Origin of the sequence: Bacteroides sp. 3_1_13, assembly GCF_001185845.1 — a bacterium.
Lineage (GTDB): Bacteria > Bacteroidota > Bacteroidia > Bacteroidales > Bacteroidaceae > Bacteroides > Bacteroides xylanisolvens.
The window spans coordinates 2,137,873-2,153,193 of record NZ_KQ236956.1; the positions used below are offsets into that span (position 1 = coordinate 2,137,873).

Annotated in this window: 16 protein-coding genes; 7 read left to right on the forward strand and 9 right to left on the reverse strand. The window is 39.5% G+C overall.

The features are described 5' to 3' along the window. The first annotated feature begins 188 nt into the window (after positions 1-188). Positions 189-1,910: an ATP-binding protein gene (locus HMPREF9009_RS21090; protein ID WP_032851498.1), complete on the forward strand. Its 1,722-nt coding sequence runs from the start codon at positions 189-191 to the stop codon at positions 1,908-1,910. On the opposite strand, the gene HMPREF9009_RS21095 is transcribed toward HMPREF9009_RS21090, so the two are convergent. Both HMPREF9009_RS21095 and HMPREF9009_RS21100 read right to left on the reverse strand, forming a co-directional pair. Further along, a complete protein-coding gene (locus HMPREF9009_RS21095; protein ID WP_008021299.1) occupies positions 1,911-2,807 on the reverse strand; it encodes a LysR substrate-binding domain-containing protein in 897 nt (298 codons plus the stop codon). A 60-nt stretch (positions 2,808-2,867) separates the two neighbouring features. Continuing rightward, complete coding sequence (locus HMPREF9009_RS21100; protein WP_032811814.1) at positions 2,868-3,452, reverse strand: DUF6621 family protein; 585 nt, start codon at positions 3,450-3,452, stop codon at positions 2,868-2,870. A 170-nt stretch (positions 3,453-3,622) separates the two neighbouring features. Here HMPREF9009_RS21100 and HMPREF9009_RS21105 point away from each other — a divergent pair, with 170 nt between their 5' ends. Both HMPREF9009_RS21105 and clpB read left to right on the forward strand, forming a co-directional pair. Beyond that, positions 3,623-5,251 (forward strand): plasmid pRiA4b ORF-3 family protein, encoded by a 1,629-nt coding sequence (locus HMPREF9009_RS21105; protein ID WP_049703184.1) that lies wholly within the window; start codon positions 3,623-3,625, stop codon positions 5,249-5,251. Positions 5,252-5,484: 233 nt separating this feature from the next. Continuing rightward, positions 5,485-8,073 carry an ATP-dependent chaperone ClpB gene (clpB, locus tag HMPREF9009_RS21110; protein WP_004313964.1) on the forward strand — a complete coding sequence of 863 codons (2,589 nt, stop codon included), beginning with the start codon at positions 5,485-5,487 and terminating at the stop codon, positions 8,071-8,073. A gap of 129 nt (positions 8,074-8,202) precedes the next feature. On the opposite strand, the gene HMPREF9009_RS21115 is transcribed toward clpB, so the two are convergent. From HMPREF9009_RS21115 to nusB, 6 genes are all read right to left on the reverse strand, one after another. Then, positions 8,203-8,460, reverse strand: coding sequence for a hypothetical protein (locus HMPREF9009_RS21115; protein WP_004313966.1), 258 nt, complete (start codon positions 8,458-8,460; stop codon positions 8,203-8,205). Between the two features lie 233 nt (positions 8,461-8,693). Then, positions 8,694-9,122, reverse strand: a complete 429-nt coding sequence (locus tag HMPREF9009_RS21120) for a DUF5606 family protein (protein ID WP_004313967.1) — start codon at positions 9,120-9,122, stop codon at positions 8,694-8,696. A 24-nt stretch (positions 9,123-9,146) separates the two neighbouring features. Next, positions 9,147-9,761 carry a dephospho-CoA kinase gene (gene coaE / locus HMPREF9009_RS21125; protein WP_049703185.1) on the reverse strand — a complete coding sequence of 205 codons (615 nt, stop codon included), beginning with the start codon at positions 9,759-9,761 and terminating at the stop codon, positions 9,147-9,149. Beyond that, positions 9,751-10,764 carry a CdaR family protein gene (locus HMPREF9009_RS21130; protein ID WP_049703415.1) on the reverse strand — a complete coding sequence of 338 codons (1,014 nt, stop codon included), beginning with the start codon at positions 10,762-10,764 and terminating at the stop codon, positions 9,751-9,753. Before HMPREF9009_RS21130 ends, coaE begins: the two co-directional genes overlap by 11 nt. A 21-nt stretch (positions 10,765-10,785) precedes the next feature. Next, complete coding sequence (gene yajC / locus HMPREF9009_RS21135; protein ID WP_004302063.1) at positions 10,786-11,109, reverse strand: preprotein translocase subunit YajC; 324 nt, start codon at positions 11,107-11,109, stop codon at positions 10,786-10,788. A gap of 39 nt (positions 11,110-11,148) precedes the next feature. After that, on the reverse strand, positions 11,149-12,075 hold the full coding sequence (gene nusB / locus HMPREF9009_RS21140) for a transcription antitermination factor NusB (protein ID WP_004313974.1): 927 nt from the start codon (positions 12,073-12,075) through the stop codon (positions 11,149-11,151). 168 nt (positions 12,076-12,243) lie between these two features. On the opposite strand from nusB, the gene HMPREF9009_RS21145 reads away from it, so the two are divergent. The 4 genes from HMPREF9009_RS21145 to HMPREF9009_RS21160 all read left to right on the forward strand — a co-directional run bounded on the left by HMPREF9009_RS21145 (position 12,244) and on the right by HMPREF9009_RS21160 (position 14,609). After that, positions 12,244-12,645, forward strand: coding sequence for a PUR family DNA/RNA-binding protein (locus HMPREF9009_RS21145; RefSeq protein ID WP_004309787.1), 402 nt, complete (start codon positions 12,244-12,246; stop codon positions 12,643-12,645). 137 nt (positions 12,646-12,782) lie between these two features. Beyond that, the gene (locus HMPREF9009_RS21150; protein ID WP_004309786.1) at positions 12,783-13,373 is read left to right on the forward strand and encodes a 50S ribosomal protein L25/general stress protein Ctc; all 591 of its coding nucleotides are present in this window, start codon (positions 12,783-12,785) and stop codon (positions 13,371-13,373) included. A 136-nt stretch (positions 13,374-13,509) separates the two neighbouring features. Further along, positions 13,510-14,076: an aminoacyl-tRNA hydrolase gene (gene pth / locus HMPREF9009_RS21155; RefSeq protein ID WP_049703416.1), complete on the forward strand. Its 567-nt coding sequence runs from the start codon at positions 13,510-13,512 to the stop codon at positions 14,074-14,076. A 110-nt stretch (positions 14,077-14,186) separates the two neighbouring features. Beyond that, the gene (locus HMPREF9009_RS21160; RefSeq protein ID WP_024986441.1) at positions 14,187-14,609 is read left to right on the forward strand and encodes an RNA-binding S4 domain-containing protein; all 423 of its coding nucleotides are present in this window, start codon (positions 14,187-14,189) and stop codon (positions 14,607-14,609) included. 251 nt (positions 14,610-14,860) lie between these two features. On the opposite strand, the gene HMPREF9009_RS21165 is transcribed toward HMPREF9009_RS21160, so the two are convergent. After that, complete coding sequence (locus tag HMPREF9009_RS21165; protein WP_004309783.1) at positions 14,861-15,286, reverse strand: HIT family protein; 426 nt, start codon at positions 15,284-15,286, stop codon at positions 14,861-14,863. Positions 15,287-15,321: the final 35 nt, after the last annotated feature.

Genomic DNA, 15,321 nt, shown 5'->3' on the forward strand with positions numbered 1-15,321 from the left:
GTAAAATCATGAGAATATGAGAAATAAAAACGTTTTTTCTTTTCTAGTAGAAGAATAATCCCTGACGTTAAAAACTGCGTTTATAATTAGATAAAAAATAAGCGCAAAAGAATGGAATATCCATTTCAAAAAAACTATCTTTGGTAATTAATTGTTTGGAAAACAAGAAGAAACAATCTGAAAAAGTTATGGGAACAATAAAAGGAATTCCTTATGGTATGTCCAATTTTGAGGATGTAATCACGCAAAACCGCTATTATGTGGATAAAACAATGTATATCCCCATGTTGGAAGATCAAGCCAACTATCTGATATTCATCCGTCCGAGACGCTTTGGCAAGAGCCTGCTACTAAGCATGCTTCGTTCATATTATGACCTTTCACAGAAAGATAAATTCCAGCAACTTTTCGGGAATCTCTGGATCGGGCAGAATACAACTCCGCTTCAAGGCAAATATCAAATGCTTTATCTTGACTTTTCCAAGATTGGCGGCAACATTGATGAACTGCCGCAAAGATTTGATTCGTATAGCGCAGTGCAACTGGATGGCTTTCTGAACCGTTATCGTGAATACTACACGGATGAGTTTATTGAACGCTTCAGTACAGCGGAAAAAGGGATTGATAAACTGCATATACTAGACGATGAAGCACGCCGTCAAGGGTATCCCCTATACCTTATTATAGATGAGTATGACAATTTCACAAATGTCGTACTCAACGAGAAAGGAAATGAGATATACCACGCCATCACCCATGCCAGCGGATTCTACAGAGATGCCTTCAAGAATTATAAAGGAATGTTCGACCGTATATTCATGATTGGGGTCAGCCCCGTAACTTTGGACGACTTGTCAAGCGGATATAACATAGGTTGGAACATCAGCACTAATCCACTGTTTAATCAAATGCTGGGATTTTCTGAAGAAGACGTACGTACTATGCTCCGATATTATCAGGAAGCAGGGCAGTTACAAGGAGACATTGAAGAAATGATTCAGGAGATGAAGCCATGGTATGATAATTATTGTTTTGCTCGCCAAAGTCTAAAATCAGATCCTAAAATGTTTAATTGCGACATGGTACTCTATTACCTACGTAATCGAATTCAGTTAGGAGAATCTCCTGAACAGATGATTGATCCTAATACCCGTACGGACTACAATAAGATGAAAAAACTGATTCAACTTGACCGTCTTGACGGTAACCGCAAAGGTGTTATCAAACGAATTGCCGAAGAAGGGAAAATCATGACTAACCTATACCAGTCTTTTTCTGCCGATCAAATTACGAATCCGGAAATATTCCCCAGCCTATTGTTTTATTATGGTATGCTAACTATCATCGGAACACGTGGAAATCTGACTATCCTGGGAATTCCCAACACGAATGTCCGTAAACAATATTATGAATATATCCTGGAAGAATATCAAAATCACCATTATATCAACCTGATAGATATAGAGATTCTATTCAATGATATGGCTTTTGACGGACAATGGCGACCGGCATTGGAATTCATAGCCAAAGCTTATAAGGAGAATACTTCCGTACGCAGCAGCATTGAGGGCGAACGTAACATTCAGGGATTTTTCACCGCTTACCTTAGCGTGAACGCCTACTATCTCACAATGCCTGAAGTAGAACTGAATCACGGCTTTTGCGATATGTTTCTGATGCCCGATCTGCAACGTTACGCAGAAGTAGCGCATAGCTATATCTTGGAATTAAAATATCTGCCGAAAGAAAAATACGACACCCAAGGCACCGCACAATGGCAGGAAGCCGTTGAACAAATTCATGGTTATGCTGCCGGTCCGAAAGTTCGCCAACTATGTCAGGGAACTCAACTTCACTGCATTGTCATACAATTCTGCGGCTGGGAATTAGTCCGTATGGAAGAGGTTTGATTACAAACTCTTACTGTGATGCCCGGCAAATCGCATGAAAGCTTGAGATAAACCTCCCTCCTGCCCTTGCAGTTGCACAAAATTAAACTCGCGCTGCATGGGCATTCCTTTTATCTCAACCACACGAAAATTACCGGCAACCAGTTCCTTATAAACAGAACGGATAGAAACAATTCCCATACAATCTGTATGTTCCAAAAAAAGCTTGATGCTCTCCGTACTACCGAGATACATCAATACATTCAAAGAAGAAAGTTTCAAATTATGGCGTAACAGGGAACGTTCAAACACATCCAACGTTCCTGAACCTCTCTCCCGCAAAACTAAGGGGATATTTGGCAAATCTTCCGGAGCGATCTCATCCGAAACAGCCAATTTACTATGGGTATGAACCACGGCAACCAGTTCGTCTTGCAAAAATGGAGTATACTTCAGATTAGGCAAACGGAAGATTCCTTCAACCAATCCCAAATCAATCCGATGTTCTTGTAAAGCAGCTTCCACTCCCCGGGAATTTCCATTAATCAAAGAAAGATTGATTTGTGGAAACTTGGCTATAAAATCCGCCAACAAAGGAGGAAGTACATATTGCGCAATCGTAGTACTGGCACCCAGTTTCAGTTCGCCGATATATTCATTATGCAACAAATGCATCTCATATTCCAACTGTTTATAATCGTCCAAAATCTTTTCGCTATGTTTCAATAATAGTTCTCCGGACTTAGTCAACGAGATCTTACTGCCCTGACGATCGAACAAACGAGTCTGATAATAAGCTTCCAGTTCCTGAATGTGCTTAGTGATAGCAGGCTGACTGACAAACAGCTCTTGCGAAGCCTTCGTAAAACTTAAATTCTTCGCCACGCTCTGAAATACTTTTAAACGAAAATCGGACATGGAAAATAGTGATTAACTTATTAGTGATTAGCGATTAATGACTGAAATGGGTAGCTATGGCTATAATTCATCGGCTCTGATTCCCAATGCCTGCATGACAGGAAAAGCCAACATATCCCATTTATAAGCTACCGGAGTATCCGGTTCGTTCATTCGGAATTGGACAATCTCCTTGCCCTGTACTTCATTCAAAGCATCAGTCACTTTCTTTCCATATTCTTCATTGAAAGATACCAGAATCATTTTTTTCACATCGGCCGAATCGGCTACAATGGATAATAAGTCTAAAAACAACTCCTCTCTCGACACCATCCCTTCCGACGGAACACTGGCAAACGAATATTCTCCATAAGGGCTTTGAAAAGCAACTCCATTCAACTCTTTCTCCAAGTCAGAAGGCTGGCAATGCGCAAGATTACCTGACTCTTTATCATAAACAAAAAGAAACTGCACTTCATTTTTTCCTTCCGCAATCCCTGCATCCAAAGTCAGATAGGTAGTCAACATCGAAAGATCGATCTCTTGTAAAGAACGTTGCAAAGTCTCTTCGAAGTATCTCTTCATATCCGTAATTACAAAATTCAGGAAAGCGGCATCAATCAGCACCACTGTCTCTGATAATTTTATTTGTGGTTTATCATTCATATCATTAGTCATCAATTAGAAAACAGATTTACTCTCTACTATAGGGCAAAGATAAACTTTCTTATCTTCTCCGGAAAGAATATTTAAAAAAAAGAGAAATTATCAGGCTATTACTCAACAAAGAGGTGTACCTTTGGAGAAAATTGACAAATTTATTAAATGACACGATAATGAATAAGAAAAAGAACCAAACTTCGATTGATCTCGATGCGATTATGACTGAAGTATTAAACTTGTTTACACCCGAAGAACAACAAGAAGTGATAGATATATTAAGCAATAACGGATTAGAAAAAATCTACCAACAAATGGAAGAAGCTTTCTATCACTATCAGCATCCGGACTATAGCTCGGAAGCAACCCCCATTGCAGCTTACCTGCAAAGGCTTTGGGATATGCAGACATGCAAAGACTACCCATTTGACGAGTTTAAAAAAGATTGCACGACAGTACCCGCTGCCGAATTAGAAAAAGATTTGCGCAACTTTATCCTGCATCTATTTATCCATTATCAAGGACCTCTCGAAAACGCAAAAGAAGAAGACAGGCCTTTTAAGTTATGGTATATCTACTGGGCAATGGAACATTACCGAATGGAATCTTCTCTAAATATCATCTTGGAAATAATGCGGCAAAGTCCGACTTTCCTCGCTTCCTACTGCCACCTCGTACAGGATGAAGCCACCATTGCCATCATTTACCAACTCGGGCAGCACCAATTGCCTTTGCTACTTAGTTTCATGAATGAAGACGGAATCGCTCCTTTCGGAAAAGAAGATATTTGTAGTGCTGTCGCACAAATTGCCATAACCAACCCTGAACGAAGATTGGAAATTATTAACTGGTTCTGCCAATTATTGAATTCTTATTACGATCAGTTTGAGCGTGGGGAAGATAATAATATCGCGATAATTGACTATATCACAAATACGTTGATGAATATCCGTGCCATAGAAACGTTGCCTATATTGGAAAAAATCTATAAACGATTCAAAATACCCAATACATTAACGAGAAAAGGAATCAAAGAGATAAAAAAAGAAATGCCACACGCAGAACTGAAGGGATTGGAGGTGGACAGTATGGAAGAACTAATGAACTTATTGAATGAGTTCTTTGCCTTCAATGAGAATAATGAATTTGATGATAACGAATTTGATGAAGAATACGATGACGAGTTTGACGATGATGAATACGACAACTCTTTCTACATTGGAGAACAAACCTCTAAAAAACTCAATATAAAAATTTCTTTGATTGATTCCGACCCGGAAATATATCGTATAGTGGAAGTCCCTTCCGACATCCGTCTGGAAAGTTTTGCGGATGTCATAAATACCGCAATGGGTTGGGAAGGCTATCACATGCATCTGTTTCAAAAAGGGAAAACAATATATACAACCGAAGAATCCGATGACGATTTTTTGTTTGATCCCGTTAAAACAGTCAACTCCTACTCTCTCTCTTTAGGAGAGATCCTTACCCGAAAAGGCTCACATATTAAATATGAATATGATTTCGGAGATAGCTGGATGCATCGGATTACCCTGGAATCACAACAAGCATATAAAAAGGACGAAACACAAGGCGTCTTTCTCATAGACGGAGCAAATGCATGTCCACCCGAAGATTGCGGAGGAATATATGGTTACCAAGAGATGTTGGAGGCATTAAAACAACCACACTCAAAAGCTGCAAAAGAATATCGGGAATGGTTGGGAAAGAATTTCAACGCACACAAATTTAATGCAAAAAAAGTAGAAAGAGAGCTTAGAGACTTCCCGATAAGAATCTTCTAACAATCGTCTCTCCACAGAATAGTAAACTTCATTGAAAACCCATCTTATTCTGAAGCCCATCCTATTCTGTGGAGTATATGGTAAATTCGTCAGTCATATCTAGATAAAAAAGGTCATTTTGTCCTTTAACTCCTTAATACTCATGCTATTTTGTCATATTTTTATACTTGGCAAATCTTTTGAGCCCCTTTAGGTGTTATTAAAAACGTGAAATAAGAAAGGAGAACAAAGATATGAACTTTAACAATTTTACCATTAAATCTCAAGAAGCGGTACAGGAGGCCGTAAACCTGGTACAAAGCCGGGGACAACAAGCCATTGAACCTGTCCACATCATGCAGGGAGTAATGAAAGTAGGCGAAAACGTCACTAATTTCATCTTCCAAAAACTTGGTATGAATGGACAGCAAGTAGCTCTCGTGGTCGACAAGCAAATCGACTCCCTGCCGAAAGTATCCGGCGGAGAACCGTATCTAAGTCGTGAATCCAACGAAGTTTTGCAGAAAGCAACACAGTATTCTAAAGAAATGGGCGACGAGTTTGTTTCATTAGAGCCTATCATACTGGCATTGCTGACCGTTAAGAGTACCGTCTCCACGATCTTGAAAGATGCCGGTATGACGGAAAAAGAATTGCGCAACGCTATCAGCGAATTGAGAAAAGGAGAAAAGGTTACATCACAATCCAGTGAAGATACTTATCAATCATTGGAAAAGTATGCTATCAACCTGAACGAAGCTGCCCGTAGCGGAAAACTGGATCCCGTAATCGGACGTGATGAAGAAATCCGCCGGGTATTACAGATATTGAGCCGCCGTACAAAGAACAACCCGATTCTGATTGGTGAACCGGGTACCGGTAAAACGGCTATCGTAGAAGGTTTGGCACATCGTATCCTTCGCGGAGACGTGCCCGAAAACCTGAAGAACAAACAAGTTTATTCACTGGATATGGGAGCACTGGTTGCCGGTGCAAAGTACAAAGGTGAATTTGAAGAACGATTGAAATCAGTTGTCAATGAGGTGAAGAAATCAGAAGGTGATATTATTCTGTTCATTGATGAGATTCACACGCTGGTAGGTGCCGGAAAAGGTGAAGGTGCCATGGATGCCGCCAACATTCTAAAGCCCGCCTTAGCTCGTGGAGAACTACGTTCCATCGGAGCAACAACCCTCGACGAATATCAAAAATACTTCGAAAAGGATAAAGCATTGGAGCGTCGTTTCCAAATCGTGCAAGTGGACGAACCGGATAACTTGAGTACCATTTCCATCCTTCGCGGATTGAAAGAACGTTACGAGAACCATCATCACGTACGTATCAAAGACGACGCAATCATTGCAGCCGTCGAATTGAGTAGCCGTTACATCACCGACCGCTTCCTGCCGGATAAAGCCATTGACCTGATGGACGAAGCCGCAGCCAAACTGCGTATGGAAGTAGATTCCGTTCCTGAAGAACTGGATGAGATTTCCCGTAAAATCAAGCAGCTGGAAATTGAGCGCGAGGCTATCAAACGTGAAAACGATAAACCGAAACTGGAAATTATCGGTAAGGAACTTGCCGAGCTTAAAGAACAGGAAAAGTCCTTTAAAGCTAAATGGCAAAGTGAGAAAACGCTGATGGATAAAATCCAGCAGAACAAGGTTGAGATAGAGAATCTTAAATTTGAAGCAGAAAAAGCCGAACGTGAAGGCGATTATGGTAAAGTAGCCGAAATCCGTTATGGTAAACTTCAGGCTTTGGATAAAGAAATAGAAGATACTCAAAAGCAACTGCGTGATATGCAAGGCGATAAAGCCATGATTAAAGAGGAGGTAGACGCTGAAGATATTGCTGATGTTGTTTCCCGCTGGACTGGTATTCCTGTCAGCAAGATGCTGCAAAGTGAAAAAGATAAACTGTTGCACTTGGAAGAAGAACTTCATCAACGTGTAATTGGTCAGGACGAAGCGATTGAAGCGGTGGCAGATGCTGTGCGCCGTAGCCGTGCCGGATTACAAGATCCGAAACGTCCGATCGGGTCATTTATCTTCCTGGGAACCACCGGCGTAGGTAAGACCGAATTAGCAAAGGCATTGGCAGAGTTCCTGTTTGATGACGAAACGATGATGACTCGTATCGATATGAGTGAGTATCAGGAAAAGCATAGTGTCTCCCGTCTGGTCGGAGCGCCTCCGGGATATGTTGGATACGATGAGGGCGGTCAGTTGACAGAAGCTATACGACGGAAACCTTACTCTGTTGTTTTGTTTGACGAAATAGAAAAGGCTCATCCGGATGTCTTCAATATTCTGTTACAGGTATTGGATGACGGACGACTGACTGACAATAAAGGAAGGGTGGTCAACTTCAAAAATACCATTATCATCATGACTTCAAATATGGGCAGTTCTTATATACAAAGTCAGATGGAGAAGTTGCATGGTTCCAATAAGGAAGAAGTAATCGAAGAAACGAAGAAGGAAGTGATGAATATGTTGAAAAAGACAATTCGTCCGGAATTCCTGAACCGTATTGATGAAACGATTATGTTCTTACCATTGAACGAAAAAGAAATCAAGCAAATCGTACTTTTACAAATTAAAGGAGTACAGAAAATGCTTGCCGAAAACGGAGTGGAACTGCAATTGACAGAAGGAGCATTGAACTTCTTATCGCAAGTGGGTTATGATCCTGAATTTGGAGCTCGTCCGGTGAAGAGGGCTATTCAACGCTATCTGCTGAATGATCTATCCAAGAAGTTACTATCACAGGAAGTCGACCGAAGCAAAGCAATTATCGTTGATGCTGACGGAGACGGATTGGTATTCAGAAATTAAAAGTCATCATTCAAATAGAATGGGACTGTCTAACAAGTCTCTAAAATTAAAAATCACTCCTATCAGAGTTTGTTTGAACTCTGATAGGGGTGAAATCGTTAAAAAGAAACATGTTAGGCAGCCCCTTTTTTATATTCCTAAATATGTAATTCGCCGAACTTCCGGTTGGCAGTTCGGATGACTCATCACCAAAACATAAGTGCCCGGTTGGGGTATTTCCATAGTCAATGAAGGCAAAGCAAATTTATGTTTGCCTCTTAGTTCTCCCTGTGAATCGTAAAGGAATACCATTGTACCTGCCAACAAACCTGTCAGGCATAATGTCCCTTTTTCATTGTCCAAACGGACGTTTACTTCTTTATTTGTTATTGTCTCCATACCCAACATTAAAAAACGTTATTCAGCATCCACGAGCTATATTCCCAAGAATGGTGAACAGCGACAAAGATACATAAAAAGCATCATTATTTACAATATAAGTAGAAGATATTTATTATTGCAAAAGATTACCCAAATAATACTAATTTTTTCCTAAACCTACAAGTGTTTATATAAAAAAACATGATAACCACCTTAAATGATTATCATGTTCTTTATTCCTATCAAATAAACTATACAGATTACTCTGCAACTTCTTCTTCCTTAATCTCTCCTTCCGGTTTGAATTCTGTAATTCCATTAGAAATTAAGATGTTATACCAAGCAACCAATTTCTTAATATCGGCTACATATACACGTTCACGATCAAAATTAGGTAATACTTCAGCCAAGTATTCACGCAATTGTTCGGGAGTCGCTTTTTTCGGATCAATAGAAGCCTGCGCTGATTTTTCTTTCTCTTTTATTGACTCCAACACATCATACAAAGGAACTTCTGCATCGTCCGTGTACATTGCTATATCTGCCAAAGAGATAATTTTTTCATTACCATAAGCAGGGAAACGTTTCTTTTCAGCATTGACTGATTCAACAATTAACATATTTTTTCCTTGCGAAATAAGTTTGTATAATCCCGGTTTACCTGAGATAGACAAGATAGTCTTCAACATAGTATATATCCTTTTATTTATTAATTATTTTTTTGCGGAGCAAAGGTAATGATTATTTTTAGATAGCAAAGAAATAAGCTCCAAAACCTGTGGAATTACCGGTGTTTCATCATCATTCACTATCACGAAATCGACATGGCTTCTCTTTACTTCATCACTCATTTGAGCTTCGATACGCTTCATCACCAGTTCTCTTGACGAACAGTCCCGCTTTACAGCACGTTCCACTCTCACTTCCAGCGGCGCATATACCATAACCAGAAAATCAACTTCATCCTTAAAACCAGCCTCCACCAGTATTGCAGACTCCATACCCACCAGCAGTTCACTTTTCAACCGGGCAGCCCATTGACGGAAATCTTCTTTCACTTGCGGATGAATAATCTCATTCACTTTCCGCACATGATCCTGATGACCGAACATATAAGAAGCCAACAAAGAACGATTCAACTCTCCACCCTGAAACACATCCTGACCAACCAGATCACAAAGCCCCCGGCGAATCACCGGATCTGTCTGTGTGATTCGCTTTGCTTCTATATCTGATATATAGACAGGTATTCCCATTATTCCGAGTAGTCTGGAAACAACACTTTTTCCACTACCAATACCACCGGTTATGCCAATCTTAATCGCCATTAGAAGTAATTTGTTCTATCAGGAAGTCCACTTGCTCGGGAACAATACGTATTTGATTTATTCCACTTGGAAACGACTTCAATTTAACCGTATATTTATCAGAGCCAAGCTTCAGCAATTCTTCATAAGAAATATTGATGATAAAATCGCTTGCTTTTATACTGCGGAACCGTTTTAACCCCACTTGAAAAGTAATCTGAACTTTGGAAGGAAAAGTACGTAACACCTTATCTGCCGGAAAATTAACTCCATGCAATGGCACTTCGACCGTTTTCTCCGTATAAATATCCACCGGGAAAGTCATTTCTACCGAAGCCGGAACAAACTTCACTCCTCTTTCAGAAGTCAGCGGAACTCGTCGCCGGGTTGTATCGGATATATTCTCCAAAGTTATATTTTGAGTATATGCAGTTGTTATAGTATCCAAAATTCCTTCCGGAGCATAAACCAATACAGAGTCCGGCTTACAAATGGTGTCAGATACATAATATTGAAGTCCGGCTGTCACTTTCCCCTGAAAACGAACAGGAACCAGCTTGGACTTTCCTTCGGAATAGATATATTCTAATGTATCCGGCTTGATCGATAGGATTTTGGAGGATACATTCAGTTGGCTTAATATTTTTTTCTCAAAGTCGGAAGCATAAATTTTCACATGATTATCTTTTCCTTTATAATCAAGAAAACCTAGATTGACCGGAAAGAAACTTTTCCCCAACATATAATTGAGAAGCACTGTTCCTTTATCTTTCACTCTGACACGAAGTTCGGAAGGAGGTTCCGAAGTCAACACTACATTGTTAGGAAGATCTTTCATTCGCACCGGGATAGAAAACTCCGCTTCATAATCATTATTGAGCGTCTGAAGCAACCAGAATCCACCGGCTATCAGGAAGAAAAATAAAAAAATTAAGAACTCTCTGCTCTTATCACTAAGCAGAAAATCCTTAATTTTCTTAGATAGTTTTAAATATGTATATTTTATATTCCTACGATCAAACATAGGCATTTATTTACCAACTATTTATTTAGACTGATTGCTAGCCGCTGAAGCATCAGCGAATATAGAATTCTTGTCTATTTTAATCTTTACATTAGAAGCAATCTCAAGTACTATATAGTCGTCAGTAATTTCCTTGATTGTTCCGTGGATACCACCTGCAGTAATCACATTCTGATTTACCTGAAGAGATTTACGGAAATTAGCTATTTCTTTCTGCTTCTTATTTTGAGGACGGATCATAAAGAAATACATGATAACAAACATAGCTATCAGCATGATCCACATCATACTTCCACCTCCGGCAGCACCGGCAGGAGCTTGCAATAATACAGTCAATACGTTCATAAATAATCTGTTTTAGTTTCTACTATATGGACAAAGGTATCAGTTTTTAGTCAACTTACCTTCTTTTTTTAATTGATTAACTATTCCATCCAGCGTACCGTTGATAAAGCTACCGCTTTTAGCTGTGCTATACAACTTCGCAATCTCTACATATTCATTTAACGAAACACTGACCGGAATGTTCGGGAAACTAAGAATTTCTGCTAATGCAGTCTGCATAATGATTACATCCATAAATGCGATGCGGTCCAAATCCCAGTTTTTTGTATTCTCACTCACCAAATGACGGTAATAGTCAGAATTCAAAATGGTGCGACGGAACAGACGACGTGCAAACTCCTGATCTTCGTCATCCTTAAATTCCGGAAGCAGTTCCTGGTTGGCACCCTTCTTTTCATCAAAGCGTTTGATTGTTTTCAAGACGAACGTGTCTACAATTTCTTTATCATCATTCCAGTACAGACTCTGGTCTTCCAATACCTGGTCAAGAGAATCATTATTGAAGATGTATGTCTTATAGATTTTTCTCCACAGTTCACGATCAGCTTCGTATGAGTTGTCATCAGAAGCCATATAATCTTTATAGATATCGGTTTCTACAATTTTCTCATAAAGCTCTTTGATAAAATCCTGGTCGTTTGTCCAGGTTCTTTTCTGATTAGCTATAAACTCCGTCAATTGTTTATTGACTTCCAATTGAGCAATAAACTTGTTATCTACGAACTTCCTGTTGGGATACAATTCCTCTGTCGTAGGTGCCAATTTAGCTTTTGCCGCATCAATACGTTTTTGTGCATACTCTGTCAATGCTATCATCAGCATTAACAAATAGTTGTAAAGGTCATACGCCTTTGAAAGACTAAAGAATAACTCTTTCTCCGCTGAGTCTAGATTTTTGCTGCCATTCTGATAATAGGCATATACTATCTGTATAATCTTAAGACGAATAAGAACTCTGTTGATCATAATTCAAATTAATACTGTTGTTATCGAACTGCAAAAGTAGATATTTTTAATGAGTTTCCACTAATAAATCACATTTTTTAATGCAGTATTTGATTCTCTGCGCTTTTTCTTTTGACAGTTTAAAAAAAATATCCAATTTTGAAGCCGATTATAAACGGACCGAAAGATATGGAAGATTTAAAAAAGAAAATGAGCGCAGACATGAATGATAAGGAGATCGTATTCTCCAAGTCCATTAAGGCAGGTAAACGCATCTATTACCTCGACGTAAAAAAGAATCGTAAAGATGAAATGTTCCTGGCTATTACAGAGAGCAAAAAAGTGATAACGGGAGAAGGCGATGATTCTCAAGTTAGTTTCGAGAAACACAAAATCTTCCTATATAGGGAAGACTTTCAGAAGTTTATGGCAGGACTCGAAGAAGCAGTCAATTTCATTGAGTGCAGCGACGCAAACGAATATATCGCCCGCCTGAACATCGAAGCTGATGAAGAAAATGAACGGAAAGCAATCGAAGAAGCCCGGGAAAACAAATTGGAGAGCGAAATTAAGATTGATATTGACTTTTAAGAAAGTAACTCTTTGATATTTCAAAAAAAAGATGTACTTTTGCACCGCTTTTTTGCAACATCGTGTGATAATCCACATCGTGTGATGGTGAATTAAGCAAACTAACTTAATTTAGAGTAACACAAATTTTTAAAGAAATGAAATCAATTGAAGTAAAAGGAACTGCAAGAACAATTGCAGAACGCTCTTCAGAACAAGCAAGAGCTTTGAAAGAAATTCGTAAGAACGGTGGTGTACCTTGTGTACTTTACGGAGGTAATGAAGTAGTTCACTTCACAGTGACTAACGAAGGACTTCGTAACTTGGTTTATACTCCGCACATCTACGTTGTAGACCTGATTATCGATGGCAAAAAAGTAAACGCTATCCTGAAAGATATTCAGTTCCACCCGGTAAAAGATACTATCCTACACGTTGACTTCTATCAAATTGACGAAGCTAAACCTATCGTAATGGAAGTTCCTGTACAGTTGGAAGGTCTTGCAGAAGGTGTGAAAGCCGGTGGTAAACTTGCACTGCAGATGCGTAAGATCAAAGTGAAAGCTTTGTACAATGTAATTCCTGAAAAGTTGACCGTTAACGTTTCTCACCTGGGATTGGGTAAGACTGTTAAAGTTGGCGAATTGAGCTTCGAAGGTCTTGAACTGATTAGCGCAAAAGAAGCCGTTGTATGTGCTGTTAAGTTGACTCGTGCAGCAAGAGGTGCAGCAGCAGCCGCTGGTAAGTAATTGAGATTATCCCTGTAAAGAGATATACTTCAAACGCAGATTAATGCAGATTAAAGCAGATGTTCAGTCTGCATTAATTTGTATTAATCTGCGTTTCTCTTTCTATATTAATGAACTGTTTTACAGAAATACGATGATAAAATACTTAGTTGTCGGACTGGGAAACATTGGTCCCGAATATCATGAAACCCGACATAATATCGGATTCATGACAGTAGAAGCATTGGCTAGAATCAATAACGCTCCCCCTTTTATGGATGGACGATATGGATTCACTACCAGCTTTTCTATCAAAGGACGCCAGTTGATTTTGCTTAAGCCATCGACTTTTATGAACCTAAGCGGACTGGCCGTTCGCTATTGGATGCAGAAAGAAAATATTCCATTGGAAAATGTACTGATCGTAGTAGATGATCTGGCTCTTCCCTTTGGAACTTTACGCCTGAAGGGAAAAGGGAGTGATGCAGGACATAATGGATTGAAGCATATCGCCGCTATTCTGGGCACTCAAAACTATGCCCGCCTGCGATTTGGTATCGGAAATGATTTTCCACGTGGCGGACAGGTTGATTATGTACTCGGACACTTCACTAACGAAGATTGGAAAACAATGGATGAAAGACTGGAGATGGCAGCGGAAATTATAAAAAGTTTCTGCCTCGCCGGTATTGACATCACAATGAACCAGTTCAATAAAAAATAATGGACTAGCCCCCCCAAAAAAAATAAAGATGACAATGAACGGTTAGCGATAAATGACAACGTCAACTGATACTAACCAAAGAATTATTTATCACTAAATAACTAACTAAAATGGCCGAAGCAAGAATAGATAAATGGATGTGGGCTGTCCGCATCTTCAAGACACGTACGATTGCAGCAGAAGCCTGCAAAAAAGGACGCATTACCATCAACGGTTCTTTAGCCAAAGCTGCCCGTATGATAAAACCGGGAGACGTTATTCAGGTGAAGAAACCGCCTATCACTTATTCATTCAAGGTATTACAAACTATTGAAAAACGTGTGGGTGCCAAACTTGTATCGGAAATGATGGAAAACGTAACTACTCCCGATCAATACGAACTGCTTGAAATGAGTAAAATCAGCGGATTCATAGATCGTGCACGTGGAACCGGACGACCGACCAAGAAAGACCGCCGGGAACTGGAAGAATTTACAACTCCGGAGTTCATGGATGATTTCGACTTTGATTTCGATTTCGACAGTGAAGAATAATAAATGGGAATTTAGCGGTTAGGCTGAAAGCCTTACAATTATATATTTATTGAAGTGCTCTGAAAGAGCTTAATTATATAGCGTAGGGCAACGCCCTACGAAAAAAGCACACCAGCCACAAGCCCTGAAAGGGCGGAACTGTATACAATTATGCCCTTTCAGGGCGCAAATTCAGATTGCCGTTTTTACGTAGGGCGTTGCCCTACGCTATATAATTAAGCCCTTTCAGGGCACCCCGCAAAATTTACCGTTTATAGGTTTGCCTTAACAGCATCAATCAATTCCTGATATTCTGCATCAGTCAGATAAACCTTTCCCGGGTTCATTTGGAATATACCTCCATAATCAGGTCCATCCACATACTTAGGAGCTAAATGAAAATGTAGATGAGACAATTTATCCGAGTAAGCACCATAATTAATCTTTTCCGGTTGGAAAGCTTTTTGCATGGCACGAGTGACACGCGCTACATCTGCCATAAAAGCATTACGGTCTTCATCACTCAATTCATTTAAATCGTTCACATGGTCTTTGTAAGCAACAAGACAACGTCCACGATAGGTTTGTTCTTTAAACAGAAACACACGTGACACACTCAATTGCGCTATCTCAATCATCAGATTATGCAGCGTTTCATTGTTCTGGCAATACAGACATTCTTTCGGATCACTCTTCATGATATTATTATTTTAAGTTTTTATCGTTGCAAAAA

Excerpts from the sequence above, each read along its gene's own strand:
- HMPREF9009_RS21090 (WP_032851498.1), top strand. The coding sequence starts at position 189 with ATGGGAACAATAAAAGGAATTCCTTATGGTATGTCCAATTTTGAGGAT.
- HMPREF9009_RS21100 (WP_032811814.1), bottom strand. The coding sequence starts at position 3,452 with ATGAATGATAAACCACAAATAAAATTATCAGAGACAGTGGTGCTGATT.
- HMPREF9009_RS21095 (WP_008021299.1), bottom strand. The coding sequence starts at position 2,807 with ATGTCCGATTTTCGTTTAAAAGTATTTCAGAGCGTGGCGAAGAATTTA.
- HMPREF9009_RS21105 (WP_049703184.1), top strand. The coding sequence starts at position 3,623 with ATGAATAAGAAAAAGAACCAAACTTCGATTGATCTCGATGCGATTATG.
- HMPREF9009_RS21150 (WP_004309786.1), top strand. The coding sequence starts at position 12,783 with ATGAAATCAATTGAAGTAAAAGGAACTGCAAGAACAATTGCAGAACGC.
- HMPREF9009_RS21130 (WP_049703415.1), bottom strand. The coding sequence starts at position 10,764 with ATGTTTGATCGTAGGAATATAAAATATACATATTTAAAACTATCTAAG.
- nusB (WP_004313974.1), bottom strand. The coding sequence starts at position 12,075 with ATGATCAACAGAGTTCTTATTCGTCTTAAGATTATACAGATAGTATAT.
- HMPREF9009_RS21160 (WP_024986441.1), top strand. The coding sequence starts at position 14,187 with ATGGCCGAAGCAAGAATAGATAAATGGATGTGGGCTGTCCGCATCTTC.
- HMPREF9009_RS21145 (WP_004309787.1), top strand. The coding sequence starts at position 12,244 with ATGGAAGATTTAAAAAAGAAAATGAGCGCAGACATGAATGATAAGGAG.
- clpB (WP_004313964.1), top strand. The coding sequence starts at position 5,485 with ATGAACTTTAACAATTTTACCATTAAATCTCAAGAAGCGGTACAGGAG.
- HMPREF9009_RS21165 (WP_004309783.1), bottom strand. The coding sequence starts at position 15,286 with ATGAAGAGTGATCCGAAAGAATGTCTGTATTGCCAGAACAATGAAACG.
- HMPREF9009_RS21120 (WP_004313967.1), bottom strand. The coding sequence starts at position 9,122 with ATGTTGAAGACTATCTTGTCTATCTCAGGTAAACCGGGATTATACAAA.
- coaE (WP_049703185.1), bottom strand. The coding sequence starts at position 9,761 with ATGGCGATTAAGATTGGCATAACCGGTGGTATTGGTAGTGGAAAAAGT.
- yajC (WP_004302063.1), bottom strand. The coding sequence starts at position 11,109 with ATGAACGTATTGACTGTATTATTGCAAGCTCCTGCCGGTGCTGCCGGA.
- HMPREF9009_RS21115 (WP_004313966.1), bottom strand. The coding sequence starts at position 8,460 with ATGTTGGGTATGGAGACAATAACAAATAAAGAAGTAAACGTCCGTTTG.